General features: G+C 32.0%; 19 protein-coding genes. 13 read left to right on the forward strand and 6 right to left on the reverse strand.

Annotated elements, in window-relative coordinates; genetic code table 11:
* Positions 1-343: 343 nt before the first annotated feature.
* The 3 genes from AB1J10_RS08760 to AB1J10_RS08770 form a co-directional block, all read right to left on the reverse strand.
* Positions 344-1,234, reverse strand: a complete 891-nt coding sequence (locus AB1J10_RS08760; protein WP_046206621.1) for a fructose bisphosphate aldolase — start codon at positions 1,232-1,234, stop codon at positions 344-346.
* Between the two features lie 136 nt (positions 1,235-1,370).
* On the reverse strand, positions 1,371-2,087 hold the full coding sequence (locus AB1J10_RS08765) for a class I SAM-dependent methyltransferase (RefSeq protein ID WP_107520710.1): 717 nt from the start codon (positions 2,085-2,087) through the stop codon (positions 1,371-1,373).
* A 155-nt stretch (positions 2,088-2,242) separates the two neighbouring features.
* Positions 2,243-2,698 carry a DUF805 domain-containing protein gene (locus AB1J10_RS08770; RefSeq protein ID WP_064209166.1) on the reverse strand — a complete coding sequence of 152 codons (456 nt, stop codon included), beginning with the start codon at positions 2,696-2,698 and terminating at the stop codon, positions 2,243-2,245.
* A gap of 426 nt (positions 2,699-3,124) precedes the next feature.
* Between AB1J10_RS08770 and AB1J10_RS08775 the strand changes: the two genes are divergently transcribed.
* Entirely contained in the window at positions 3,125-4,747 is a 1,623-nt protein-coding gene (locus AB1J10_RS08775) for a BCCT family transporter (RefSeq protein WP_103161376.1), read from the forward strand.
* A gap of 201 nt (positions 4,748-4,948) precedes the next feature.
* Here AB1J10_RS08775 and cudC read toward each other — a convergent pair whose 3' ends face one another.
* Positions 4,949-5,503 carry a choline uptake/conversion transcriptional regulator CudC gene (gene cudC, locus AB1J10_RS08780; protein WP_046206624.1) on the reverse strand — a complete coding sequence of 185 codons (555 nt, stop codon included), beginning with the start codon at positions 5,501-5,503 and terminating at the stop codon, positions 4,949-4,951.
* A gap of 204 nt (positions 5,504-5,707) precedes the next feature.
* Between cudC and betB the strand changes: the two genes are divergently transcribed.
* Positions 5,708-7,201 carry a betaine-aldehyde dehydrogenase gene (gene betB, locus AB1J10_RS08785; RefSeq protein ID WP_107520873.1) on the forward strand — a complete coding sequence of 498 codons (1,494 nt, stop codon included), beginning with the start codon at positions 5,708-5,710 and terminating at the stop codon, positions 7,199-7,201.
* A gap of 50 nt (positions 7,202-7,251) precedes the next feature.
* Positions 7,252-8,934 (forward strand): choline dehydrogenase, encoded by a 1,683-nt coding sequence (betA, locus tag AB1J10_RS08790; RefSeq protein WP_046206626.1) that lies wholly within the window; start codon positions 7,252-7,254, stop codon positions 8,932-8,934.
* Between the two features lie 370 nt (positions 8,935-9,304).
* On the opposite strand, the gene AB1J10_RS08795 is transcribed toward betA, so the two are convergent.
* Entirely contained in the window at positions 9,305-11,461 is a 2,157-nt protein-coding gene (locus AB1J10_RS08795) for a bifunctional glycosyltransferase family 2 protein/CDP-glycerol:glycerophosphate glycerophosphotransferase (RefSeq protein WP_046206627.1), read from the reverse strand.
* A gap of 389 nt (positions 11,462-11,850) precedes the next feature.
* Between AB1J10_RS08795 and AB1J10_RS08800 the strand changes: the two genes are divergently transcribed.
* Together AB1J10_RS08800 and AB1J10_RS08805 are read left to right on the forward strand one after the other, a co-directional pair.
* Positions 11,851-12,477: a nitroreductase family protein gene (locus AB1J10_RS08800; RefSeq protein WP_064209169.1), complete on the forward strand. Its 627-nt coding sequence runs from the start codon at positions 11,851-11,853 to the stop codon at positions 12,475-12,477.
* Between the two features lie 384 nt (positions 12,478-12,861).
* Positions 12,862-14,004 (forward strand): CapA family protein, encoded by a 1,143-nt coding sequence (locus tag AB1J10_RS08805; protein WP_107520866.1) that lies wholly within the window; start codon positions 12,862-12,864, stop codon positions 14,002-14,004.
* Between the two features lie 105 nt (positions 14,005-14,109).
* Here the strand turns inward: AB1J10_RS08805 and AB1J10_RS08810 are convergent, their stop codons facing one another.
* A complete protein-coding gene (locus tag AB1J10_RS08810; RefSeq protein ID WP_107520865.1) occupies positions 14,110-15,048 on the reverse strand; it encodes a nucleoside hydrolase in 939 nt (312 codons plus the stop codon).
* 211 nt (positions 15,049-15,259) lie between these two features.
* Between AB1J10_RS08810 and AB1J10_RS08815 the strand changes: the two genes are divergently transcribed.
* From AB1J10_RS08815 to argC, 8 genes are all read left to right on the forward strand, one after another.
* Positions 15,260-16,672 carry an MFS transporter gene (locus tag AB1J10_RS08815; RefSeq protein WP_046206630.1) on the forward strand — a complete coding sequence of 471 codons (1,413 nt, stop codon included), beginning with the start codon at positions 15,260-15,262 and terminating at the stop codon, positions 16,670-16,672.
* A 461-nt stretch (positions 16,673-17,133) separates the two neighbouring features.
* Positions 17,134-18,513: a DUF6583 family protein gene (locus AB1J10_RS08820; protein WP_240162563.1), complete on the forward strand. Its 1,380-nt coding sequence runs from the start codon at positions 17,134-17,136 to the stop codon at positions 18,511-18,513.
* Between the two features lie 19 nt (positions 18,514-18,532).
* Positions 18,533-19,699, forward strand: coding sequence for an ABC transporter permease (locus AB1J10_RS08825; RefSeq protein ID WP_064209172.1), 1,167 nt, complete (start codon positions 18,533-18,535; stop codon positions 19,697-19,699).
* Entirely contained in the window at positions 19,696-20,619 is a 924-nt protein-coding gene (locus tag AB1J10_RS08830; RefSeq protein WP_369003100.1) for an ABC transporter permease, read from the forward strand. The genes AB1J10_RS08825 and AB1J10_RS08830 overlap by 4 nt, the downstream gene beginning before the upstream one ends.
* Positions 20,620-20,629: 10 nt before the next feature.
* Positions 20,630-21,295, forward strand: coding sequence for an ABC transporter ATP-binding protein (locus AB1J10_RS08835; RefSeq protein WP_107520863.1), 666 nt, complete (start codon positions 20,630-20,632; stop codon positions 21,293-21,295).
* Positions 21,296-21,500: 205 nt separating this feature from the next.
* Positions 21,501-22,838 (forward strand): gluconate:H+ symporter, encoded by a 1,338-nt coding sequence (locus tag AB1J10_RS08840; protein ID WP_046206635.1) that lies wholly within the window; start codon positions 21,501-21,503, stop codon positions 22,836-22,838.
* A 375-nt stretch (positions 22,839-23,213) separates the two neighbouring features.
* Positions 23,214-24,413, forward strand: a complete 1,200-nt coding sequence (gene rocD, locus AB1J10_RS08845; protein WP_070037177.1) for an ornithine--oxo-acid transaminase — start codon at positions 23,214-23,216, stop codon at positions 24,411-24,413.
* Positions 24,414-24,445: 32 nt separating this feature from the next.
* Positions 24,446-25,477: an N-acetyl-gamma-glutamyl-phosphate reductase gene (gene argC / locus AB1J10_RS08850; RefSeq protein ID WP_107365480.1), complete on the forward strand. Its 1,032-nt coding sequence runs from the start codon at positions 24,446-24,448 to the stop codon at positions 25,475-25,477.
* Positions 25,478-25,493: the final 16 nt, after the last annotated feature.

The raw sequence follows: 25,493 nt of genomic DNA on the forward strand, positions 1-25,493 counted from the left end.
TAATTATATAGTTTGTCGTGGTTTATAGCTAGTCTATTTAAGGATTTCTTAAAAACTTACAATAAACATGCTTGCTAAAAAATATTGAAAACATTAAGGAATAGTCTCAGTGAGCACATGTTATTTCAAATGCAGTATTCGAGTTTTTTTGATAAAAAAATGCGTTAGTTAGATTGAGTATAGCAAGATAAGTAATATTGACTGAGGTGTGTAAGACGTTATTACAAATTGCATTTAAACATTGTTATATAAAAACACACCCTGACATTAAAGATCAGGGTGTGTGTTAAGCTTTATTATTGCCAAGTTTCCTGGGAAATATAAAGCTATTGCTGAATGGTTATTAAGCTTTGTTTACTGATGCATCATAGATAGAATCGATTGTATCTGCTAAAATTTTATCAAATTCTTCATCTGATTGATTGACATTTAAGTCATTGATTAATGCACGAGAGAAACTAGCAATTAAGTCTTTGTTTTGTTTTAAAACTTCGTTAGCATGTTCTCTACTATAACCACCGGATAAAGCAACGACACGAACCACATTAGGGTGTGCGATTAATTCTTGATATTGGTTAGCTTTAGTTGGGATTGTTAATTTTAACATTACGAGTTCATCGTCATTTAATTTATTTAGCTCAGCTAATATTGCACTTGATAAGTATGATTCAATCTCTGCTTTGTTATCAGCATTGATATTTACCTCTGGTTCGATAATTGGGACCAATCCAGCAGAGATGATTTGTTTTCCAATTTCGAATTGTTGTTGTACAACTTGGTCAATACCAGTTTTATTAAATTCTAAAATATTAGAACGCATTTTTGTACCGAAAATTTTATGATCATTTGCACGGTTTAATAATTTATCTAAATCTGGAATTGGCTTCATTAATTGCACGCCGTTTTGTTCTTCAGCTAAGCCTTTATCAACTTTTAAGAAAGGAACGACACCTTTATCAGCTAAATAGTCACCAGTATGTTTACCTTCTACCTCACGGTCCATCGTTTGTTCGAAAAGAATTGCACCAATGATTTTATCTGAACTGAATGCAGGTGATGAAACAATTCGTGTACGCATATCATGTACAAGTTTAAACATTTCATCTTCACTGTTATATTGATCTTCAGTTACACCATAGTCACTTAATGCTTTAGGTGTACTGCCACCACTTTGGTCTAATGCAGCAATGAATCCTTTGCCGTTTTTCACTTTATCAAATTGTTCTTTATTCATTCTTACCACTCCTTTTGCTTTTATTCATATATAGTATGATAAAAATTAGGTGTCAACGCAAGTTGTAGGCTCTATGTGAAACGAATTATTCATATTTTAATATGGTTAGCTATGTTGTATGTTTCATAATCATTTATTATTTCGTTAATGCTATTAAAAATATAGGTGTTGGATTATAAAATTCATCATGTGATTGATAAATGCGTTTATGAATGGTCGTATCTACATGGATGGGTTTCGTATTTATTTGCTTAAGGATATTTAAATCGTATTGAGGGCGGTCGTAGTGATTAATTGAAATACTTTGCTTTATATTTTCACTCTCTGCTAACATCGTGTCTCCTAAAGTATGATGCGCGTGGTGATTTGGTATATCACTATAATCTGTAAAAGCATCCTTGCCATAATCTCCATCGATATTAATGAGTGTAGCATTTGGTTTTAAAACGCGTAACCATTCTTGGTAGGCAGCTTTTGTATCTGGTAATAACCATGTAACATTTCTAGAAATGACTAGATCAAAATACGCATCGTCAAAATGTAAATGTTCAGCATCCATGACTTGAAAGTTGACATTTATATTAAAACGTAATGCATTTTGCTTAGCAGATTGAATCATTTCAGGGGAAAGGTCAATACCAGTAACTTGTGCACCTTGTTGTTGACATAGAATTGCTAGAAAACCTGCGCCTGTGCCAATGTCTAAGATTTTCATACCGGGTTCGACTGTTTTAATTTGGTTTATTTCAGATAGCCATCTTTCTGCGTGCACACTTTTAAGTTCTGCTTGCTTGTCTTTGCTAAAAGAAGTCGCACGCTTATTCCAATAATTAATGATTTTATTTTTGTTCATGTTAAATACCTCATTTATTATAAATACATTATATATGAATTATAAGCTATTTTAGTTGAAAAGTATGGGATTAATAGTTTTGCAAAAAGAAAAACGGGACAGGAATCGCTTGTAAAGCATGATTTCTGTCCCGTTCTTTATGTGCGTTTTTCTAATTACTTACGTGGTAATCCGTATTGATTAACTACTTTATCACTATCGGTAATCATGTAAAAGAAAGCGACAATATTTAAAATGAAGAAAATAATGCTACTAATGCCGAAAATAACTGCTAAAATATTGAAAAATAAGCCGTCACCAGATGGGATAAATGAGGCAATTAAAAATAACACGGAAAAGACGCCAAATATAATTGGAAAAGTCATCGTCCGACCAATATCATGCATGCGTCTTGTAGCCACTGAAAAATCAGGAATAAAGATAATAATTGTAAATAAAGCGCTAATTGCGTCACTTATCGACGTTGGTATTTTGAAAATATAGTCTAATAGTATAGCCAATAGAATAGTGATTAATATATTGACTAAAAATGGAAACCACAATTCTTTTCTTCTAGCACGCCCTTTAAAATCAAGCGCATTTTTCCAATACAATTTATAATAATGCCACATGATATAAACTCCCTTTGTTAAATATTGAGAATTACCAATATTATTTTTTAAAAAATAAAGTATATTGAAACTTAATTGTGTGTTGAATTTACTATAGAAAAAGGAAAATAGCAACTGTTCGAAAAAATATAAAAAATAATATTAATACATAAATAACGCATAATAATACAAAAAGAAAGTTTGTTCCGTTCGTTAATTTCGTTAAATTTAAACTTAACACTGTGATTGTAACGATTTTAGAGACTGTGACTAATAGAAATATTATATATTTATTCATCTTTTGTGTTTGTGTTTTTTGAATGCAATTTGCATTATTATTAAAAGTTCGTTAGGCTCATGTTTGTAATTTAATAAATGGTTTTGCTAAAAAATTATAGTGATTAGCAAATTTTTTACATATTTTACTAACAATAAGGGGTGTCTATTGTGAAAAAAGAAAGAGTAAAAGTAATGGATTGGACGACCTTTATAGGGTCTTCATTGATATTACTGATTGCAGTTATTCCGATGATGGTTTTTCCTAAGGCCAGTCAGGACATAATTACGCATTTAAATGAGGTCGTGTCGAGTACACTCGGCTCAATATATTTATTGATTGGACTTGCAACGTTAATATTTGTACTTTATATTGCATTTGGTAAATATGGTAATGTGACGCTTGGTAAAGCGACAGACAAGCCTGAATTTAATAATTTTAGTTGGGCAGCTATGCTATTTTGTGCCGGAATTGCTTCAGATATTTTATATTGGGGCGTTATTGAATGGGCATTCTATTATCAAGATCCTCCACATGGCGGTAAAGGAATGACGGATAGTGCATTGAATTACGCTACTATGTATGGCATGTTCCATTGGGGACCAATTGCTTGGGCCACATTTGTATTGCCAGCACTAGCAATTGGTTATCTTGTTTTTATTAAGAAAAAACCAGTTTATAAAATTAGTCAAACAATGCGTCCGATTTTAAGAAGTCAGACAGATGGTATTATAGGAAAAATAGTTGATATTCTATTTATTTTTGGTCTGCTTGGTGGCGCAGCTACTTCATTAGCACTGGGTGTGCCAATGATTTCTGCAGGCATAGAAAAATTAACAGGTATTGGAGACAGTATGTTGATGCGTAGCATTATTCTCTTCACAATTACAGCTGTCTTCGCATATAGTTCTTATTCTGGTTTGAAAAAAGGAATTAAAGTTTTAAGTGATGCGAATGTTATTTTATCTTTTGTATTACTAGGATTTGTATTTATTGTTGGACCGACTGTATTTATTATGGAAACGTCCATCACTGGTATGGGTAACATGATTAAAAATTTCTTCCAAATGGCTACATGGATTGAACCATTTGGAGGTATAGGTGGTCGTAAAGAAACGAATTTCCCACAACAATGGACGATTTTCTATTGGTCATGGTGGATTGTATATGCGCCATTTATAGGATTGTTTATTGCGCGTATTTCTAAAGGACGTACACTTAAAGAAATTGTGCTTGGAACAATTGTTTATGGGACGTTAGGATGTGCACTGTTCTTTGGTATTTTTGGAAACTATGCAGTTTATTTACAAATCACTGGTTCATTCGATGTGATCCATTTCTTAAATACGCATGGTACAGAGGCTACTATTATAGAAGTTATGCATCAATTACCATTCCCTAATTTAATCATTGTACTATTCTTGTTATCTGCATTCTTATTCTTAGCGACTACATTTGATTCAGGTTCATATATCTTGGCTGCAGCTTCTCAAAAGAAAGTTATCGGCGAGCCATTAAAAGCAAATAGATTGTACTGGGCTTTTGCATTATGTCTATTACCATTTGGATTGATGTTAGTAGGTGGTGAACGAGCGTTAGAAGTTTTGAAAACAGCTTCTTTATTAGCTAGTGTCCCGCTGTTGGCTATATTTGTCATGATGATGATTTCATTCTTAAGGACATTGTCTGAAGATAGATTGAAACTAGAAGATAGAGCCGAAAAATATAGGGAAGTAGAAAGACGTTCGTTACGTATAACACAAGTAAGAGAACGGAAAGAAAATGATAAGTAATATAAAACAAGCGCACCACTATCTTATTTTACGGTGAGATAGTGGTGCGCTTATTTTGTATAGAGACAGTGATTCGGATTACTTTGTAAAACGAGTAGCATGTATAGTATTCAATCACAATTAACACATACTTAAAGCTGAGACATTATAAACTGTCTCAGCTTTTTAACTAAAAATGTTAAAAGCAAGCTTCCAACATAACTATGACTCTTTTTTTTCTGGAATTGGGAAATATTTAAATATTTCACCAGATTCTAATGCATTGCTTAAATTATCTAACCATTCATAATAAGGTAAAGTATCTAATAATTGTTGTTTAACTTCCTCTGCTTCAGATTTTGTAGCTTCATCTGCTTTGCTGTTATCAATAATCTTATCAAGGATGGCTACTGCATCATGAACACCTTCTGAATTAATAACAATTTCACGACGCCATTTGCGTGAAAAGAAATTACTAAAGAAATTAAAGAAATCTTTTTCAGCGACAAAATGTTGTTTTCTACTTCCCCTTGTGAATTGTTGCTTAACAATATCAAATTCTTGCAATCTTTTAACACCAGCACTCATGCTGGGTTTGCTCATTTGTAATTGTTCTCTCATTTCATCAAGTGTCATACTGTCTTCAAAGAGCATTGTTCCAAATAAGTTTCCTACACTTCTATTGATGCCGTACAAATCCATGGTTTCGCCAATAGCATTAATAACGATATCCTTAGCTTCCTCTAATTGATAATCAGGGTTGGTCGAATGTACCAATTGTCCACCTCCGTTCAAGTCCTTATAGAGTTAAGTGAAAAATAAATAGTGAGTTTCTATAGTTTACCTTCCATATAAAAAAGATGCATGCATAAACCCCTATCATATTTAAACACATTTGACACTTTTTCAACTACTATGATAACATAAAGTTCATAAAATTCGTTAAATAAAAATTTAACAAACTTAACGGAGGTAATTTTAATGGAACTTGTAGATCATTTATCTCGTCTTCAATATATAGATGGAGCATGGGTGGAAAGCTCAAATAAGCAAACAAGAGAGATTATTAATCCATATAATCAAGCAGTTATTCTTGAAGTAGCAGAAGGAACTGCAGAAGATAGTGAACGTGCAATTTTAGCAGCAAGACGCGCTTTTGAAGCAGGAACATGGGCTAATGAAACAAGTGAAAATAGAGGTAAGAAAGTTAGAGCAATAGCTAATATGATCGAAAAACATCGTGAAGAATTAGCGAAACTTGAAACGTTAGATACAGGTAAGACATTAGAAGAGTCTTATGCTGATATGGACGATATTGCAAATGTATTTAACTTTTTCGCTGGGTTAGCAGATAAAGATGGGGGAGAAATTATTGATTCTCCTATTCCGAATACAGAAAGTAAAGTCGTTAAAGAACCAGTTGGTGTAGTAACACAAATCACACCTTGGAATTATCCTTTACTTCAAGCATCTTGGAAAATTGCGCCAGCATTAGCGACTGGTTGTTCTTTAGTAATGAAACCAAGTGAAATTACACCATTAACAACAATCCGTGTGTTTGAATTGATGGAAGAAGTTGGCTTCCCTAAAGGTGTCATTAACCTAGTATTAGGTAAAGGTTCTGAAGTTGGAGAACCACTATCAGCACATAAAGATGTCGATTTAGTTTCATTCACAGGCGGCATTCAAACAGGTAAACATATCATGAAACAAGCGGCAGATCATGTAACAAATGTTGCTTTAGAACTCGGTGGTAAAAACCCTAATATTATATTCGAAGATGCAGACTTTGAACTTGCAGTTGATCAAGCGCTAAATGGTGGCTTTTTCCATGCAGGTCAAGTATGTTCAGCTGGTGCAAGAATCATAGTAGATAACAAAATAAAAAAACAATTTGAACAAGCGTTAATTGAAAGAATTAAAAATATTAAATTGGGTGACGGCTTTAACCCAGAAACTGAAATGGGTCCAGTAATCTCTGCAGAACATAGAGAAAAAATAGAGAAATATATAGAAATAGCTAAATCAGAAAATGCCACTATTGCTATCGGCGGTAAACGCCCAGAACGTGAGGACTTACAAGACGGCTTATTCTTTGAACCAACAGTGATTACTGATTGTGATACTTCAATGCGTATCGTTCAAGAAGAAGTGTTTGGACCTGTAGTAACAATCGAAGGTTTTGATACAGAAGCGCAGGCAATCACACTAGCTAACGATTCTATTTATGGACTAGCTGGCGGTGTATTTACTAACGATGTTGGTAAAGCAGAACGTGTCGTTAATCAATTAAGAATGGGCACAGTTTGGATTAACGATTTCCATCCATATTTTGCGCAAGCACCATGGGGCGGATATAAACAGTCAGGTATTGGTAGAGAACTTGGAAAAGAAGGTCTAGCAGAGTACCAAGTTGAGAAACATATCCTTCGTAACACAAAACCAGAGCCTGTAAATTGGTTCGGTAAAGCGTAACGTTAATCACAAAATTTACGATGAAGCTTATAACAGGAGGCTATATAAAAATGAGAGAAGCATATGATTATATTATTATCGGAGGCGGTAGTGCCGGATCAGTATTAGGTGCGAGAATTAGTGAAGATGTATCTAATAACGTACTTGTACTTGAGGCAGGACGTAGTGACTATCCTTGGGATTTATTAATCCAAATGCCAGCTGCTTTAATGTATCCAGCAGGCAATAAACTGTATGATTGGATTTATGAAACTAACGAAGAACCACATATGGACGGTAGAAAAGTAGGTCATGCCCGTGGTAAAGTGCTTGGTGGTTCAAGTTCTATTAACGGCATGATTTATCAAAGAGGTAACCCAATGGACTATGAAAAATGGGCAAAACCTGAAGGCATGGATAATTGGGATTTTGCACATTGTTTACCATACTTTAAACGTTTAGAAACAACATTTGGTTCAAGTAAAGATGATCCATACCGTGGCCATCATGGTCCGATTAAATTAAGAAGAGGCCCTGCATCGAATCCATTATTCCAAGCGTTTTTTAATGCAGGTGTAGAAGCGGGCTATAACAAGACACCAGATGTTAATGGTTTCCGACAAGAAGGATTTGGTCCTTTTGATAGCCAAGTTCATAATGGTCGTCGTGTTTCAGCTTCAAGAGCATATTTACATCCAGCAATGAAACGTAAAAATTTAGACGTACAAACACGTGCTTTTGTTACTAAACTAAATTTTGAAGGAAATAAAGTAACTGGTGTTACATTTAAGAAAAATGGTAAAGAACATACAGTTCATGCTAAAGAAGTCATTTTATCAGGTGGTGCGATAAATTCACCACAATTATTACAATTATCTGGTATTGGTGATTCAGAACATTTACGTTCTGTAGGTATCGAGCCACGTTTACACTTACCAGGTGTAGGCGAAAACTTTGAAGACCATTTAGAGGTATATGTGCAACATGCATGTAAACAACCTGTATCAATGCAACCAAGTTTGAATAAATTGAAAATGCCATTTATTGGTTTGCAATGGATATTAGGTCGTAAAGGTGCTGCAGCATCCAATCATTTTGAAGGTGGCGGCTTTGTTCGTTCTAACAATGAAGTAGATTATCCAAACCTAATGTTCCACTTCTTACCGATTGCAGTAAGATACGATGGTACTAAAGCGCCAACTGCACATGGTTATCAAGTTCACGTTGGTCCAATGTACTCTAATTCACGTGGCCACTTGAAGATTAAATCTAAGGATCCATTTGAAAAACCGGATTTCGTCTTCAATTATTTGTCTACTGAAGAAGATAAACGTGAGTGGGTAGAAGCAATTAAAGTAGCTAGAAATATCTTGTCTCAAAAAGCTTTAGATCCATTCAATGGTGGAGAGATTTCACCAGGACCTGAGGTTCAAACAGATGAAGAAATTATCGAATGGGTAAAACGTGATGGAGAAACAGCATTACATCCATCTTGTAGTTGTAGAATGGGACCAAAATCTGATGAAATGTCAGTAGTAGATCCTGAGACATTTAAAGTACATGGTATGGAAAATTTACGTGTCGTAGATGCTTCAGTTATGCCACGTACGACAAATGGTAATATCCATTCTCCAGTATTGATGATAGCTGAAAGAGCTGCTGATGTAATTAGAGGTAAAAAACCATTAGAACCTGAATATATTGATTTTTATCGTCATGGTGTACATGATAAAGACGCAGGTACAGTAAAATAAAGTACATGCTATTAATATATAAGAACCTCCTATTTTCATTCGTAATAAATGAAAACGGGAGGTTTATTTTAATGGATTGAAACCATTGGTTATGAAATAACAACCTCTTTAATTTATGAAGCTGAATACGCTAAGTTGAAGGTGTGTTTCCTTTAAACTATAGTACTTCAGTGACAGTGATTTAAGAACGTATTTTTCTCCAAGTATAGTCTGCGTGCAAGACTACTAGTTTAAACTACTTACACATATTGTACTTCAGTGGATCAAAGATGTAGGATTTTAAAAATAATAGCGCGCTAATCCATCATGGATTAGCGCGCTTGTTTGTACATAGCCATATATAAGCTATGCGCATGATATCTTTTAATATTTATTGATTTTTGGTAATTAAATCAGCGATTGCTTTAGCAGCATTACCATTTTCAATTGAGCAAAAATCATTATAAAATTTATCAATTTTAGGTTTATAATCAGTTTCAATTTGATTTAAATGTTGTAAATCTTCAGCTAGTTGATATGCATCTTGATAAATAGGTCCTGGTAAATCTTTGTGATAGTCTAAATAGAAGCCTCTTAAATCTTTAGCATATTTATCTAGATCATAAGCAAAGAAAATTTGAGGTCTTTTTAATACGCCATAGTCAAACATTACAGAAGAATAATCTGTGATTAAGCAATCAGAAATGAGATATAATTCTGAGATGTCACTATAGTTTGATACATCGATTGCAAAATCTTCATAACCTCTTAAGTCTAATGCGTTAGCAATAAGATAATGCATTCTTAATAGAATAACATAGTCATCACCAATTTTTTGCTGTAAATTATTTAAATCGATTTTTAAGTCGAATAAATATTTTCCTTTTTTGACAAATTCATCATCACGCCAAGTTGGTGCATACATAATTACTTTTTTGTCTTTAGGTAAATTTAAGTTTTCTTTAATTTCTTGAATGTAAGCTTGATCATTTGCACGATTAACTAAGACATCATTTCTAGGATAACCAATTTCAAGTATTTTCTCTGGTGGCATCCAAAAAGCTGTTTCAAATATCTTAGATGAATAAGCATTTGGAGAGACAAGGTAATCCCATCTGCTTGTTTCTTCTTTGAAATTACGCTTATAGTTATCAGTTGTTGTTCCAGGCATACGGATAACTTTCATATCATTTGCTAAGCGTTTTAAAGGCGTGCCGTGCCATGTTTGAATATAAACTTGGTTAGCTTTTTTATTTAGGTATAATGGGAGTCTTGCATTTGTTACCCAGTATTTTGCACTAGCGTAAGCTTCATAGTATGCGTTAGAACCCTTTTTAACTTTTTTGGCAGGTCCTGGTAAATAGACTTGATCAGGTTTTCTGAATACCCAAATAAATTCATAGTTTGGATGGTATTTCATCATATACTCATAGATATACTTTGGACTGTCACTATAATTTTTACCACCAAAAGCTTCGAAAACGATTGTATTCGGCTTAACTTTGTTTTCGCTATCTGTAAGTTGATATAATGAACGGTTTTTATTTTTTCGACGTAAAACAACATTTTTAGCTAAGCGTGCACGCTTTCTAAATCGATTTACTTTAAATGCCGGCTTTTTCTTATTAAACATAAGCATTAATGATTCTAAAATAAATAATGGTTTCTCGCTTTTGAATATTGTAGTCATTAACTGTCTTGTGACTTTTGGTAAAAGCTCACTATTTGATTTATATCTTTCAGGTGTTTTTCTTAATGATGGCTCAAACGAATCTCTATATAAATTTTTCATCTTAGTTTTAATGAATTTTTTGTTTTCTTTTAAAGGCGCACGTTTTACAGCGTCTGAAAAACTATAAACGTAGTCATTAAAAATAATATTGAAATCTTGAGTTGACAACGTCGGTTTTTCAAACGGATCATAAATTTCTCCTTTAATATAGAAAGGGAATCTACTGATTCTTACAAAACCGTTTGAATATTTAATGAATTCTAAGACGAAAGACCAGTCGATAAAGATATCTAAATCTTCATTGAATTTAATATTATGTCCACGCATAATTGCTGTTTTAAAAACGATATTACAAACAGAATGTTTACGTAGAAATTGATTTGATTTTGTTTTAGTGTTTAAATATTGCACTTTCACTAAATTTTGATCGACGTATTGTGGCACATCTAAAGTGAAAGAATGAATAGGTGCAATTAAAGCATCGTATTGATTTAAATGTTTCATATAGAAAGCTAACGCATAAGACGCAAGATAATCATCAGAATCTATAAATATAAAATAAGGTGATGTTACTGAATCTAGCGCAATATTTCTTGCATAAGCATGTCCGAAATTTTGAGTTAAATCAATTTCTTTAATTGAGATGTTCCAATCTTTGATTGTTTCAGTTGCAATAGCTTTTGAACTATCAGTTGAACCATCGTTCACTAATATTAATTCAAAATCTTGGAACCTTTGATTTTTTAAACTGTTTAAGCAATTTTCAATATAATCTTCGGAGTTGTAATAAGTTACAATTACTGATACAGATTTCATTATTTTACCTCTTTTTCCATTAACTCTATTTATTATTTGAATAGCATACTTGTGCTGATAATATTCAAAATAATAGGGTGTTTTTTTAAAATAACTTCACCGTTTAGGAGTTAAAACGGATTTATTTATTTTACTACAATATAAATATATATTCAAAACATCAACTATTGTTTATTTTCAATTACACTTTTATAAAAATTATTGAAATAAACGTTTTACTTAAATCTTAATTATTTTGATAAATTAATAACTTCATTATAGGGAATTCTAGAGGCAAAATAAAATATTTCCAAACTAGAAATCATTAAATATTTAAACAGATGATTTGTAAAATATAACAAATTGCGTATAATTTGATTTTGTAAAAAAAGATTAAGGAGAATTTTGGAATGAAGAATAATGATTTTGAAGATGTTGTGTTAAATAGGAAATCTGTAAAAGTGTTTGATGAACAAGTTAAAATTCCTAGAACTGAAATGGATGAGATGATACAAAAAGCAACAAAAGCGCCATCGTCTGTGAATATGCAACCGTGGAGATTTTTAGTGGTTGAAAGTGAAGCAGGAAAAGAAAAATTGAAGCCACTTGTTCGTTTTAATACCCGTCAAAATGATACATCCGCAGCTATGGTTATTATATTTGGCGATATGCAAAATTATGAATATGGAGAAGACATCTATCATAATGCAGTTTTAAATGGTTATATGCCTGAAGAAGTAAAGGTTGAAATGTTAGGCAAAATATTGCCTTTATATAAAAGTTTAAATCGTGCAGAAATGAATGATATTATTAAAATTGATAGTAGCTTAGCAGCAATGCAATTTATGCTCGTTGCTAGGTCTTATGGTTATGATACAAATCCTATTGGTGGTTTTGAAAAAGATCAAATTGCTGAAGCATTTGATTTAGATCCAGAACGCTTTGAACCAGTAATGATTGTTGCTATAGGAAAAGCTAAAAATCCGGGTCATGACTCTTATAGATTGTCAGCGGAGACTGTTACAAAATATGTTTAAAATTTATAATTTTAAGGAAGCTAAGTTAAATAGTATTAACGACTTGAATATTAAATGGCTGAAGAATGTTAATAATTTATCGTTAGCTAGCTATGAATGTCATTTTTAAGATGACTAAAATGATAAATTAGCAAAAAGCAATAAATGCTTGAACATAAAAAGTTGATACTCAAAAATAAGCAGGTGAATCTAAATAAGGTTTGCGTGCTTATTTTTATAGTATTTATTAAATAACCAAAAAGTACATTTCTATAAATATGTGTAATAAAAGCTTAACTTTTTGAACTTTATTATGTTATAAATAGTTTATAAATGTAGGAAACGGTAGGATTCGTAATTAAAAAAACAAGCTAACAATTTATATTGTATAGTAGAGGTGTTTGTGTGTTGAAATATAAAATTTTACTTCCTTTATTGTTTTTGTGTTTTATCATAGTTGGTGCATGTTGCTTATTAAATATTAAGCATTTGAGTCAGAACGTTTCATTTTATGCGGTGGGGGATAATTTAATTCATCCAGCAGTTTATCATGATGCTTCAGTGAATAACGGAAGTTTTGATTTTAAACCAATGTATAGTCATTTGAAAAAAGATATTGAAGCTTCGGATATAGCTTATATAAATCAAGAATCTCCCATTGGTGGAGATAGCAAAGGATTGTCTGGGTTTAAGCGCTTTAATACGCCAGAAGCTATAGCAAAAGATTTATCTGACTCAGGGTTCAATTTAGTGAACGGTGCTAATAATCATGCATTAGATCAAGGGACGAGTGGACTTATGAATGAAATTGAACTTTGGAAGCAATTTGATGATATTGAATATTTTGGAACATATAATTCACAAAACAATAGAGATACAGTTCAAATTATGAATAAAAACGATATTAATATAGCTTTATTGAGTTATACATATGGCACGAATGGTATTCGATCGGATAAACCATATTACATAAATTACTTTGATGAAAAGCAAATAAAAAGAGACGTGGCTAAGGCAAAAAAACAAAGTGATGTTGTTATCGTTTCAGCACATTGGGGTAATGAAGGTAAACATAAACCAAATAAAACACAACAGAAATATGCGAAAGTGTTTGCTGATGCTGGGGTAGATGTAGTGATTGGAACGCATCCCCATGTCATTCAACCTGTGAAGTGGATTAAGGGTAAAGATAATCATAAAACATTAGTGGCTTATTCCCTGGGAAATTTTTTGAATGGTCAAGCAACAGGTGATGAAAACAATGTACTGGGAGGTAATTTAGCGTTCGATATTGAAAAAACACCGAAGCAAACTAAAATCAAGCAAGTCAGATGGAAATCACTAGTAACACATTATGAGCTGGAACCGACTTTATATAGCAATAAGGAACAAAATTTTAAAATGTATCCTTTAAATCAATATAATAATGAGTTAGCACGTAAGCATGGTTTAAATCAAAAAAATCAAGGTAATGTTAACGTGGAACGTTTGGAGGAAATCACTAAAGCAAACATTGATTCTGAATTTGTGACTAACGAAAGTTTCTGATTATTATTTATTTATAAAATGAATATGCTTATTTAATAGCATAAAAAGAAGAAGCGTAATCAATTCACATGTTTTGATTGTGCTTCTTCTTTGAGTTATGTGTATTTATTTTACTTGCTTAGCTAAACTTGTAATGTAATTAAAAAAGCTATCATGTTCAACATGATGTATCACAGAAACTAACCGGCCATTTGCTTCATCGATATATGTACATCCTTGACTAGGACCATCAACATGAACAGAAGTTTTTACATCGTGTTGTTTTACTAAGTCTGGTTTACCGACATAAGCAGTTGTTAAAACATCCCATAAGAAATATGTAGAATTTGTTTGGAAATGTGTGAGCGGTGGCACAGCAGCATAACTTACACCTAAAAAATCAACACCAGTATAAGCGCGTTCGTTGGCCCACATTTGTCTAATGTCCCAAGTCATAGGTACTTGATTCGTACTTTCTAAAGCGACCATATCAATCTTTAGTTCTGTATCAAAAATGGTTTTAACAGCTTCAGGGTCCCAAAATGCATTCCATTCAGCTGTGCCGTCATGTTCGGGTTCTTCTACATTCCCTTTTTCTAAAAATGTGCCTCCCATCCATACTAACCGTTCAATATTATTTACGAGTTTTGGTTCAACGGAGATAGCTTTAGCTAGATCCGTAAGCGGCCCAGTAAATAATAATGTAACTTTTTCATCGCTCGCGTTTACTTTTTCGATAATATCTTCATATGCCTCATGTGTTAATATTTTAGAATGTTGCGAAGTAGGCTCATTCAGTATAGGTAATGCATCCATAAAGAAAGCATGCATACGCCAATCTTTTGGGAAAGGATTTTTGCCGCGTGCTTTTGATGCTGCTACATGGACAGGCGTTAATGAAAAACGATTTATTATTTTTTGTGATGCACTCACAGCTGGTTCTATGTAACTGTCAGCACCGATTGCACTGACACCAATCAAATCGACTTCTTCCATTTGAAGTAATAAGAAAAGTGAGATTAAATCATCTACACCACCATCATGATTAAAATAAACTTTTTTCATAAATATAATCCTCCGAATTCAATGATTTTAAATCATTATACCAAACTCAGTTATTAGTATAAGCAATTTAAACAAAAGTTCATAAATCTTTAGCACGTGATATTAAAAGCCACAGGGTGGGAAAATTCTGAAAATAAAAAATGTAAGTGTTTATATATATGCGTAAAGGTTATGTTATATCTATGGAAGTAAATAAGGGGTGTTTTTATTTGTGAAGTTTAAAAAAGAAAAAGTGAATCATGTAGATTCAAATCAAGCTAAAAAAGGTGTAGTAGCAACGGGGATAGGTAATGCAATCGAATGGTTTGATTTTGGATTGTATGCACAATTAGCAGTGGTGATCAGTGCGAATTTTTTCGGTAATTTGCCACAAGAAATGCAAATTGTGTCAACCTTTGCAGTTTTTGCTTTTGCATTTATTGTAAGACCAATTGGAGGAATATTTTTCAGTCATTTGGGAGATAAATATGGTAGAAAAATAGTTTTATCTACTACCATTTTATTGATGGCTGCCTCTACATTAATGCTCGGTTTGTTACCAACGCAGGAACAAATTGGTATTTGGGCACCCATACTATTATTAGTAGTTCGAATGATTCAATCATTCTCCACTGGTGGGGAGTATGCAGGAGCGATGACTTATATTGCTGAGACATCTCCAGATAAAACACGAGGTAAATTAGGCAGTGGACTAGAAATAGGAACACTTGCAGGAAATATATTAGCTGCAATACTTGCTGGTACAATGTATAGTTTGTTGAATGACCAGCAAATGGCTGAATGGGGTTGGAGAATTCCATTTATTATAGCAGCGCCATTAGGTATTGTTGGTATTATACTTCGTTCGAGTCTTGATGAAAGTCCAGCTTATGAGTCCACATTAGAAGAACAAAAAGAATTAGAATATTCATATTTAGATATTTTTAAATATTATTGGAAAGACGTTGTAGTTTGTTTTACAGGCGTAGCTTTCTTGAATGTAGCCAATTACATGGTATTGTCATATATGCCTTCGTTCTTGAATACGACGATTAATTTAGGTGGGACAATGGGTTCAATATTAAGTACAATCACTATGTTGCTCATGATTCCAGCTGTATTTTTCTTTGGGTGGTATAGTGATAAAATTGGAAATAAACGTACGATTATATTTGGTTTAGCAGGTTTCAGCTTATTCTCAGTGTTAGCATTTTGGTTAATGAGCATACCGATGTTGCCTTTAGTTATCTTAGGTTTATTTATCATTGCATTATTTATGTCAACATTTGAAGGTGTTATGCCTTCAGTGTTACCAAGTATGTTCCACACTAAAGTCAGATTGCGTACGCTATCGCTTGTATATAATATAGGTGCTGCTATTTTTGGTGGTTTAACACCATTTATCCTTTCTACACTTGTAGAGACAACTGGCCAACAAATTGCACCTTCCTATTATTTGATGTTTATAAATATTGTTGGCTTAATAATCTTTGTAACAATGTTCAAATCAACATCTAATAAATCTTTAAGAGGATCATATCCAAATGTAGAATCCCAAGAAGATTACGAAGATGTGATTCAAAATCCAAAAGATGCATTGTGGTGGGAAAAAGAAGTTAAACACGAAAAACGTAGCACAACATAGCATGATTGAAATCACAGTTTTTTAACAAAATATTTTAGAATTTTGGTTTTAAGATTGAGCCTCAAAAGGTTGCTAATAAAAGTAATCTTTTGGGGCTCATTTTATATTCGTATTGAATTTCATTGATAATAATCATTTTACAAATTAAGAGGAAATATAAAGGTGACTACATATGTATTGAGTGCACAATTGATTGGATGTAATGATATATTACAAATATTAAAAATGTTTGATAATTAATTTAAATAACAATTGAAAAATAAAAGAAAAATCAAATAAATAAATTAATATTAAGTCTTTTATGGTATTATTAAAACAATCAAACTTAATGGGAGGTTGAGGGGTATGTCTAAAACAGTAAAAATAATTGTCGCAGTTGTGATTGGTGTGCTTTTAATTGCCGGTATTGGGGGAGCTGCTTATTACTTTTTATCAAAAACACACCTAAAAACACATATTTATTGAGCGAAAAGGAAACAGCTAATCAATTTCAAGAATATGCTAAAGATCGATTTGAAAATGAATTTAAATTTCAAGATAAGATGAAAGATGAATCATATCTGATCAATTTAAAAGGAGATGCCGATGTGCCTAAAAATTTATTAGAATCATCAGGTGTTCCTAAATCTGTCGTAGATGCTTCTGAAGTGGGATTGACAGTGGGACACGATCCTAAAAAAGAAAAATCAATTTTGGCTTTAAACCCAACGATAGCAGATAATGAAATCGGTAAGTTTCAATGGGCTGCAGACAAAGACAATCAATATTATGCATCACCATTATTTAACGATGTTTATAAAGCTAAAAATGATGAACTTGTAGATGCTTTTGAAAAAATAACTGGAGATACATCAAGTACTACAGGTAAAGAGAATGTAGTGACAAATGATACATTAAACTTAAATTCATTATTATCGGGGTCACAAATTTCACAAAAAGATATAGAAAAAATAAGTAGTAAATATACAGATGTAATCATTGATAAATTAGACAAAGATAATTTTGAAAAAGAAAATGCTACGATTGATGTAGATGGCGATGAACAAGATGTTAAGAAAGTAACATTGAAACTTAGCAAAGGCGAAACAAAAGCGATTGTGAAATCAGTTTTGGAAAAAGCTAAGAAGGATAAAGATATTAAAAAAATAGCCGAAGATCAATTCAAAGCAGAGGATTATGAAGATAAAATTGATGAAGCGATACAAGAAGTGAAAGATAAAGATAAAAATGATTTTCCAAGTATTAAATCTGTAATTTGGGAAGAAGATAATTTAATTTTAAAACGTGAATTAACTGCTAAAGATAAAAATGATTCAGAAGTAAAATTAACAGGAACGAATCAAATTGATGATGATAAACTAGCAGTGAATTATAAAATTGCTGCAGATGATACTGAGTTATCATTAAAAGGTAAATCTACAAAAGACGATGATAAGTATAAAGACAATTATACAATTGGGGCTAATGAGCGTTACAAAAAATCTACGATTAAGTTATCAAACAATGAGACTCAAGATGGTGACAAACGTACAGACAAAGGTAAAGTGAGCGTTGATGCAAATTATCGCAAAACTGAATTTGAATATAATAATCATTTAGAAACCGATGTGAAGAATAATACGCAAAAGCAAGATTTTAAATTGACTACAGATATTCGATATCAACCAGTAATATTTAATATCAAAGGTGAAACAAAACTTAAAGAAGATATTAAATTCGAAAAATCAGGTGCCAAAGATTTAAATGGATTGTCCGATGATGATTTGAAAAAATTACAAAAGGAAATTTCTAAAAAAACAGAAGGTATCATTAAAGATTTAGCCAAAGATTTTAAAAAATAACTAAAAGGAGAGTGGTAAAATGAAAACATTACAATTGTTTCGCATTTACCACTCTTTTTTATTAAAAAAATGGTATTTACTACTATATTTATTGATTATAGTTATAGGGTTGTTTACTACTTTAATAGTGATTCAACAATTAAATCAAGATAATGAGAAATTTAGAATTGGTGTTGTGGATAAAGATCGATCTCCAGAGACGCAAATCATATTGAAATCACTAGGTGATGGTGCGAATTTGGGGAAAGATATTAGCATAAAAAAATATGACCAAAAAGTAGCTGAAAAAAAGTTAGAGAATAAAGCATTAGAGGGTTATTACGTGTTTGAAAAAGGTATGACACAGGATTTTTATAAAAATGGAAGTTTGCCTATTTCAGTACATACATATGATCAACAGTCTACCAAAAGTTTAGTCATTAATCAGTTAACAGACTCAGTATATCAAAGGCTTATGTTATCGATGGGTGGAGGTCTAGCCTATACAACGTTGTCCTCACATAATGATAAAGATCATACATTAATGCTGCTAACGGATTTATTGTTTACAGGACTAAATCGTGCTGGCGCATTTGAATATGAACCTATACATATATATGACAGTGCAAGTTATTATGTAATTACAACGTATTTAACATCTATTTATATTTTTGCTTTGTCAATATTTACTATTTTGAAAATGAATCAAACGACTGCATTGTGGTCAAGATTAAGCATGCACCATTTTTCTTTTGAAAAATTAACACTGATAAGAAGTTTATTTACACTTTTTTATACAGGATTATGGACGATTTTTGGTGTGCTTTGGTTGATTAAATCCTTGCCAAATCAGTTTGAAAGCTATAATTGGTTAACGATTGTAATTCAACTGAGCTATTATGTCTTGATGATTATCATTTGGTTAACCATTATTGATTTAATTGCTTTTAAATGGATGAACTATGTACTGAAAAGTATATTGAGTATATTGATTGTTCTATTGTCAGGGATGACGATACCAACCATTTATTTTAAACATTCTATATTAGGGATGGTTGATTACTTACCATTTAGTTTTGTAACAAATCAAATGCTGGAAATTGTATTGAATAATTATATTTTAGATGTACCAATAACTTTTTATAGCAGTTTATTTATATCAATTTTCATCTTAGTCTTGATATTGATTGGGAGGTATCGCTTATGATTCAACCCTATTTCTTCATAATTATAAAAAAACAGTGGAAACAACATTTAGTCTTTATGTGTATCTTATTATTCTCTTTAATTGCTATTTGGGGGATATATAAAACACTAAATAAATCATTTCAAATTCCTGTAGCAATACAAGATTTAGATCAATCTGCAGCGTCTAAAAATTTAATCAAAAACATCACAAGTAACGAATTCATTACTCAAATAAAAGTGCCAACTGAAGAAACGTATTTGGATGAATATATAAAAAGAAAAGAAGCGGTAGTAAGTTTACAAATACCTAAAAATTACAGTCAAAAGTTGCATGATAACCGTTTAAAAGAAACAATTTTATTATATGGAAGAGATGATTTTATTGGTGATATTACCTTAGAAATCATAAGCATGTCATTATATGAACAACAGATACCTAATATCGTTAAAAGTCATTTAGATGATAATGGTGATCGTACATCTTTGAACACAGTAAATAAAATATTGAATGATAAGACACCTCAATCTCAAATTGTACATTATTTTGTAAAGTCACATTCAGATACTTCTATTTCATTGAGTGTTGTTTTTGCGATATTGTTGAGTATGAGCAGTGTGCAAATTATTTTGCACCAAAGATTAAAACAGAATGGGCCTTTGAGAAGAATTTTTTTAGTTCAATATAGTCAGGTGAAATTGTATCTTACTTACATACTGATACATACGATGCTATTGTTAATGATATTAATCATAAGTGCATTATTGTTTCATCAATCGTTAACATGGATATTTTATTTGAAATCACTGTTTATCATTGTATTATTTGAAGCCGGTGTTGCTTTTTTATTATTTAAAATTAATACACTTAGTCATAGGTTATTTATGACGTTTATATATGCGCTTGTCATGAGCGTGATTTATATCCTTATACAAATTTAGGAGGGATGGGATGATAACTTTAAAACATGTGCAGAAACGATATCATAATAAAACAATTTTTCAATCTCTGAATATGACTTTTGAAAACCAACAATTAACTGTGCTATTAGGTGAAAATGGTGCTGGAAAGTCGACACTATTAAGAATGCTTGCGGGGTTAGAACAACCTAATCAAGGGGAAATTACGTACTTTGGAAAAAAATTGTCTAAAAAACAATTACAAGCAATGATTGGATATGTACCACAAGATATTGCATTATTTGAGCATATGACTGTTGCTGAAAACGTTAATTGTTTTAAAGCATTATGTAAACATCCAATATCTGATGCGTTAATTACAAAATACATGGAACAATTAAACATCAAAGATTTAGATGTTACTGTTTCTCGTCTATCTGGGGGGACGAAGCGTAAAGTGAGTGTATTAATAGGTTTACTGAATCATCCACGAGTTCTGATACTAGATGAACCAACGGTAGGCATAGATTTAAAATCAAGGTTTGATATCCATCACTTACTCAATCAAATGAAGCGAAATTGTTTGATCATATTGACAACACATCATTTAGATGAGGTAGAGGCATTGGCTGATTGTATTAAAGTCATAGGCGTCGATCCGTTTTATAAAAAAGTATTATCAGACAAACAATGGCAATTTGAGCGTTATCATAATTAACTTTAAATTTCTAAATCATTTGTTTACTTATATTTAAAAAAGTACTTACAAAGTGAGTGTCAATCATTTATTTTGTCTGTGCTTTTTTATTTTTAAGAAATCTTAAAACCACAAAATAACAACGTTGTTATTAAAGGCGAAAAGGTGTATAATGTTAGTTTGTGAATTCGCTTTCATAAAATCGATTTTGACTGGGGGACTTAAATTGTCATTTGTGAGTGAAAATTTACCGATAATATCACTTATTATTGGCGTAGCATTGCTATTATTTTTAAATATTAAATTAAAGATTAACAGTATTTTTTCTTTGATTTTTGCAGCTATTGCTGTTGGCTTACTGAACGGTATGAAGCCAATGGTAATCTTAGATACAATTAAAGATGGATTAGGTTCAACGTTAGGTAGTCTTGCACTAATTATAGGATTTGGTGCAATTTTAGGTAAGTTAATGGTTGATTTTGGAGCAGCTCAACGAATAGCTACCACGCTAATTGATAAATTCGGTGCAAAGCATGTGCATTGGGCATTGATTATTATTGGTGCTGTCTTTGGTATTTCTGTATTTTACGAAGTGGCTTTTATGATTTTAGCTCCTTTAGTAATTAGTATTGCTATAGAAGCTAAAACACCATTTATGAAATTGGCTATTACTATGGTAGCTGCAACAACACTATCTCATAGTTTATTTCCACCTCAGGCAGGTCCGACTGCATTGGTAGACGCCTATCATGCTGATATGGGGATGGTATATATCTTGGGAATCATCGTCTTTATACCTGGTGTAATGATTGCTGGTATCCTTTTACCGAAAGTTATGAAAAATTTGAATTACCCTGTGCCACCGTTGTTGCAGAAAAATAAAACGTTTAGTGAAAGAGAAATGCCTAATTTTGGGATGAGTTTATTAATACCACTCATTCCTGCGATTTTAATTTCACTTTCAACAATATTAAGTATGTTTCTAACGAAAGACACTTTATGGCATGAAATTGTATCATTTTTTGGGAGTGCAGAAATTAGTCTTATAATCGCAATTCTTACATCAATTATTGTCTTTGGATTGAGAAAAGGTAAAAAGATGGATGAGTTGATGAAATCTTTCGAAAGTGGCTTGAAAGGTGTGGCAACGATTATATTTATCGTAGGTGCTGGTGGTGCATTTAAAGAAATTATTTTAAAAGCAAATGTAGGCGATTATATTGCGGGAATTATGCAAAATACAAATATTTCACCTCTAATCATGGCGTGGTTAATTACAGCACTTATACGTATTGCTACAGGACAAGGGGTGGTGTCAGCAATAACTGCAGCTGGAATTGTAGGGCCTTTAATTCCTACATTTAATGTTAATCCAGTATTGATGGTTCTAGCAACTGCTGCTGGTAGTAATACAATTACACATGTGAATGACGCATCATTTTGGTTATTTAAAGAATATTTTAATATAACGATTAAAGATACATTTAAAACCTGGGGTCTTTTGTTATTTACATCTTCTATTGTTGGTTTGGTTATTGTATTAATCATGGATCTGTTTATGTAAAGTAACGATAGTATGAGCGGAATGAAAAATGGTGATTTTTTTCTACTCTATATCTCTTTTTAGTTATTTAATATGGCATTTTACTTAAATATATCTTTTACCACAATTGTTAAAACGATTGAATGTATGATTTGAATGGTAGGTACGAATATTATCTTAAATATTAAATGATGATATGCAAATTGTATACAATGATTTATGTGCATCTATTGAAATTTTTATAATTTTGATAGATGCTTTTTGCTTATTTTAAAGCATTTTTAAATATTTTTATTAAAAATTATTTAAATAAACCTTTGACTTATTATATTTAAAAGTGTAATATTCATGAATATTAATACAAATAATAGAATAATAATAAGGTTGGTGTATTTAATGAATACGTTATTCGAATTAACAGATCAATATAGTTCAAATAATTACAGTCCCTTGAAATTAGCATTAACAAAAGGTAAAGGTGCTCATGTATGGGATGTTGAAGGTAAGCGTTATATTGATTGTATAGCAGGCTTTTCAGTGGTCAATCAAGGACATTGTCACCCGAAAATTATTGAAGCATTTCAAGCGCAAAGCGAGCAAATAACTATGGTATCGCGTGCCTTATATAGTGATAACTTGGGACAATGGGAAGAAAAAATTTGTAAATTAGCAAATAAAGACAAAGTGCTACCCATGAATACTGGTACTGAAGCTGTGGAAACAGCAATTAAAATTGCACGTAAATGGGGCGCTGATGTCAAAGGTATTAAAGAAAATGAAAGTGAAATCATTGCTATGAATGGTAACTTTCACGGTCGTACGTTAGGGTCTTTATCTTTATCTGCACAAGATAGTTACAAAAAAGGATTTGGTCCATTGTTAGAAAATATTAATTATATAGAATTTGGAGATATTGAACATTTAAAACGGTTGATTAATGACAATACATCGGCCATCATTTTAGAGCCAATACAAGGTGAAGGTGGCGTGAATATCCCCCCAGACTATTTTATTCAAGAAGTACGTCATTTATGTAATCAACATAATATTTTATTCATTGCTGATGAAATCCAGGTTGGACTAGGTAGGACAGGCAAGATGTTTGCTATGGAATGGGAGGGCGTAGAGCCTGATATTTATTTACTAGGCAAATCATTGGGGGGTGGACTTTACCCTATTTCAGCTATCTTAGCAAATGAAACAATCATGAATGTTTTAACACCAGGCACGCATGGTTCTACATTTGGTGGTAATCCACTTGCTTGTGCAGTATCGATAGCAGCCATAGATGTTTTATTAGATGAAAATTTAATTGAGCATTCAGCTGAGTTAGGACAAACACTGTTGAATCAATTACAACTTATCGATAGTCCAATTATTGATGATGTCAGAGGGAGAGGGTTATTTATTGGTATTGAATTAACAGAACAAGCACAGCCATATTGTTTAGAAATGATAGAAAAAGGCGTGTTGTGTAAGGAAACACAGGGCAATGTTATTAGAATTGCACCACCGTTAGTCATTAATGAAAATGAGATTAATCAAATTGCTGATGTGATTAAAGAAGTACTTGAAAAAAATAAAAAAGCACATTAAAAATTCTGAATATTCAGAAAGGGATGAGGAAGATGATTACAGTTGGAATAGTAGGTGGAAGTGGTTATGGTGCTGTAGAACTTATACGTTTATTACAACATCATCCTAACGTCATAATTAAATATGTATTTTCGCATTCTAAGATTGATGAACCAATCAGTAAAACATTTCCACATTTAAACCATATCGCACTTAATTATACTGAATTAAATGAACAAGCGACGTCTTGTGATGTTATATTTTTTGCAACACCTTCAAATGTCAGCAAACATTTAGTGCCAAATTTAATTAATAATGGTGTTAAAGTGATTGATTTATCAGGAGATTTTAGACTGACAGATAGAAACCTATATCAAACATATTATGGTGAAGCAGCAGCAGAACAAGATTTTTTAGATTCGGCCCTTTATAGTATTGCGGAGTGGAGTGAAATAGATTCACAACGCACAAAGTTGATAGCGAATCCTGGTTGTTTTCCCACTTCTATTTTATTGGCGTTACACCCTCTGATTTCTCAAAATGCAATCGATGTTCATTCAATTATTATTGATTCAAAAACAGGTGTTTCAGGAGCAGGACGTGCATTAGCACAACACCTCCATTACGCTGAAATGAATGAAAATTTTAGTGCCTATGCAATTGGAAACCATAAACATAAACCAGAGATAGAACAATATGTATCTAATATTGCTGGGACAAAGTGCGATGTGATGTTCACACCACATTTAATACCGATGACAAGAGGTATTTTATCTACAATTTATGTGAAGTTAAACAAGTATATGACAGCAGAGCATTTACATGATATTTATAAAAATAATTATGAACAGAAACCATTTATAAGAATTAGAGACTTGGGAGAATACCCCAAAACAAAAGAAGTGTATGGTAGTAATTTTTGCGATATAGGTCTGTATGTAGATGAAAAAAATCAAAGGGCTATTATCGTATCAGTTATAGATAACTTAGTTAAAGGTGCGAGTGGTCAAGCAATCCAAAATTTAAATTTACTTTATGACTTAGGCGAGACAACTGGTCTGAATCAGCTACCAATTTATCCTTAATGAAATGCGAAAGGAG

It is taken from the genome of Staphylococcus cohnii species complex 1663, from assembly GCF_041008415.1.
GTDB lineage: Bacteria > Bacillota > Bacilli > Staphylococcales > Staphylococcaceae > Staphylococcus > Staphylococcus ureilyticus.

Coding starts and splice junctions, on each gene's coding strand:
- AB1J10_RS08825 (WP_064209172.1), top strand. CDS start 18,533: ATGAAAACATTACAATTGTTTCGCATTTACCACTCTTTTTTATTAAAA.
- betB (WP_107520873.1), top strand. CDS start 5,708: ATGGAACTTGTAGATCATTTATCTCGTCTTCAATATATAGATGGAGCA.
- AB1J10_RS08800 (WP_064209169.1), top strand. CDS start 11,851: ATGAAGAATAATGATTTTGAAGATGTTGTGTTAAATAGGAAATCTGTA.
- argC (WP_107365480.1), top strand. CDS start 24,446: ATGATTACAGTTGGAATAGTAGGTGGAAGTGGTTATGGTGCTGTAGAA.
- AB1J10_RS08830 (WP_369003100.1), top strand. CDS start 19,696: ATGATTCAACCCTATTTCTTCATAATTATAAAAAAACAGTGGAAACAA.
- AB1J10_RS08770 (WP_064209166.1), bottom strand. CDS start 2,698: ATGTGGCATTATTATAAATTGTATTGGAAAAATGCGCTTGATTTTAAA.
- AB1J10_RS08810 (WP_107520865.1), bottom strand. CDS start 15,048: ATGAAAAAAGTTTATTTTAATCATGATGGTGGTGTAGATGATTTAATC.
- AB1J10_RS08835 (WP_107520863.1), top strand. CDS start 20,630: ATGATAACTTTAAAACATGTGCAGAAACGATATCATAATAAAACAATT.
- AB1J10_RS08760 (WP_046206621.1), bottom strand. CDS start 1,234: ATGAATAAAGAACAATTTGATAAAGTGAAAAACGGCAAAGGATTCATT.
- AB1J10_RS08765 (WP_107520710.1), bottom strand. CDS start 2,087: ATGAACAAAAATAAAATCATTAATTATTGGAATAAGCGTGCGACTTCT.
- rocD (WP_070037177.1), top strand. CDS start 23,214: ATGAATACGTTATTCGAATTAACAGATCAATATAGTTCAAATAATTAC.
- betA (WP_046206626.1), top strand. CDS start 7,252: ATGAGAGAAGCATATGATTATATTATTATCGGAGGCGGTAGTGCCGGA.
- AB1J10_RS08795 (WP_046206627.1), bottom strand. CDS start 11,461: ATGAAATCTGTATCAGTAATTGTAACTTATTACAACTCCGAAGATTAT.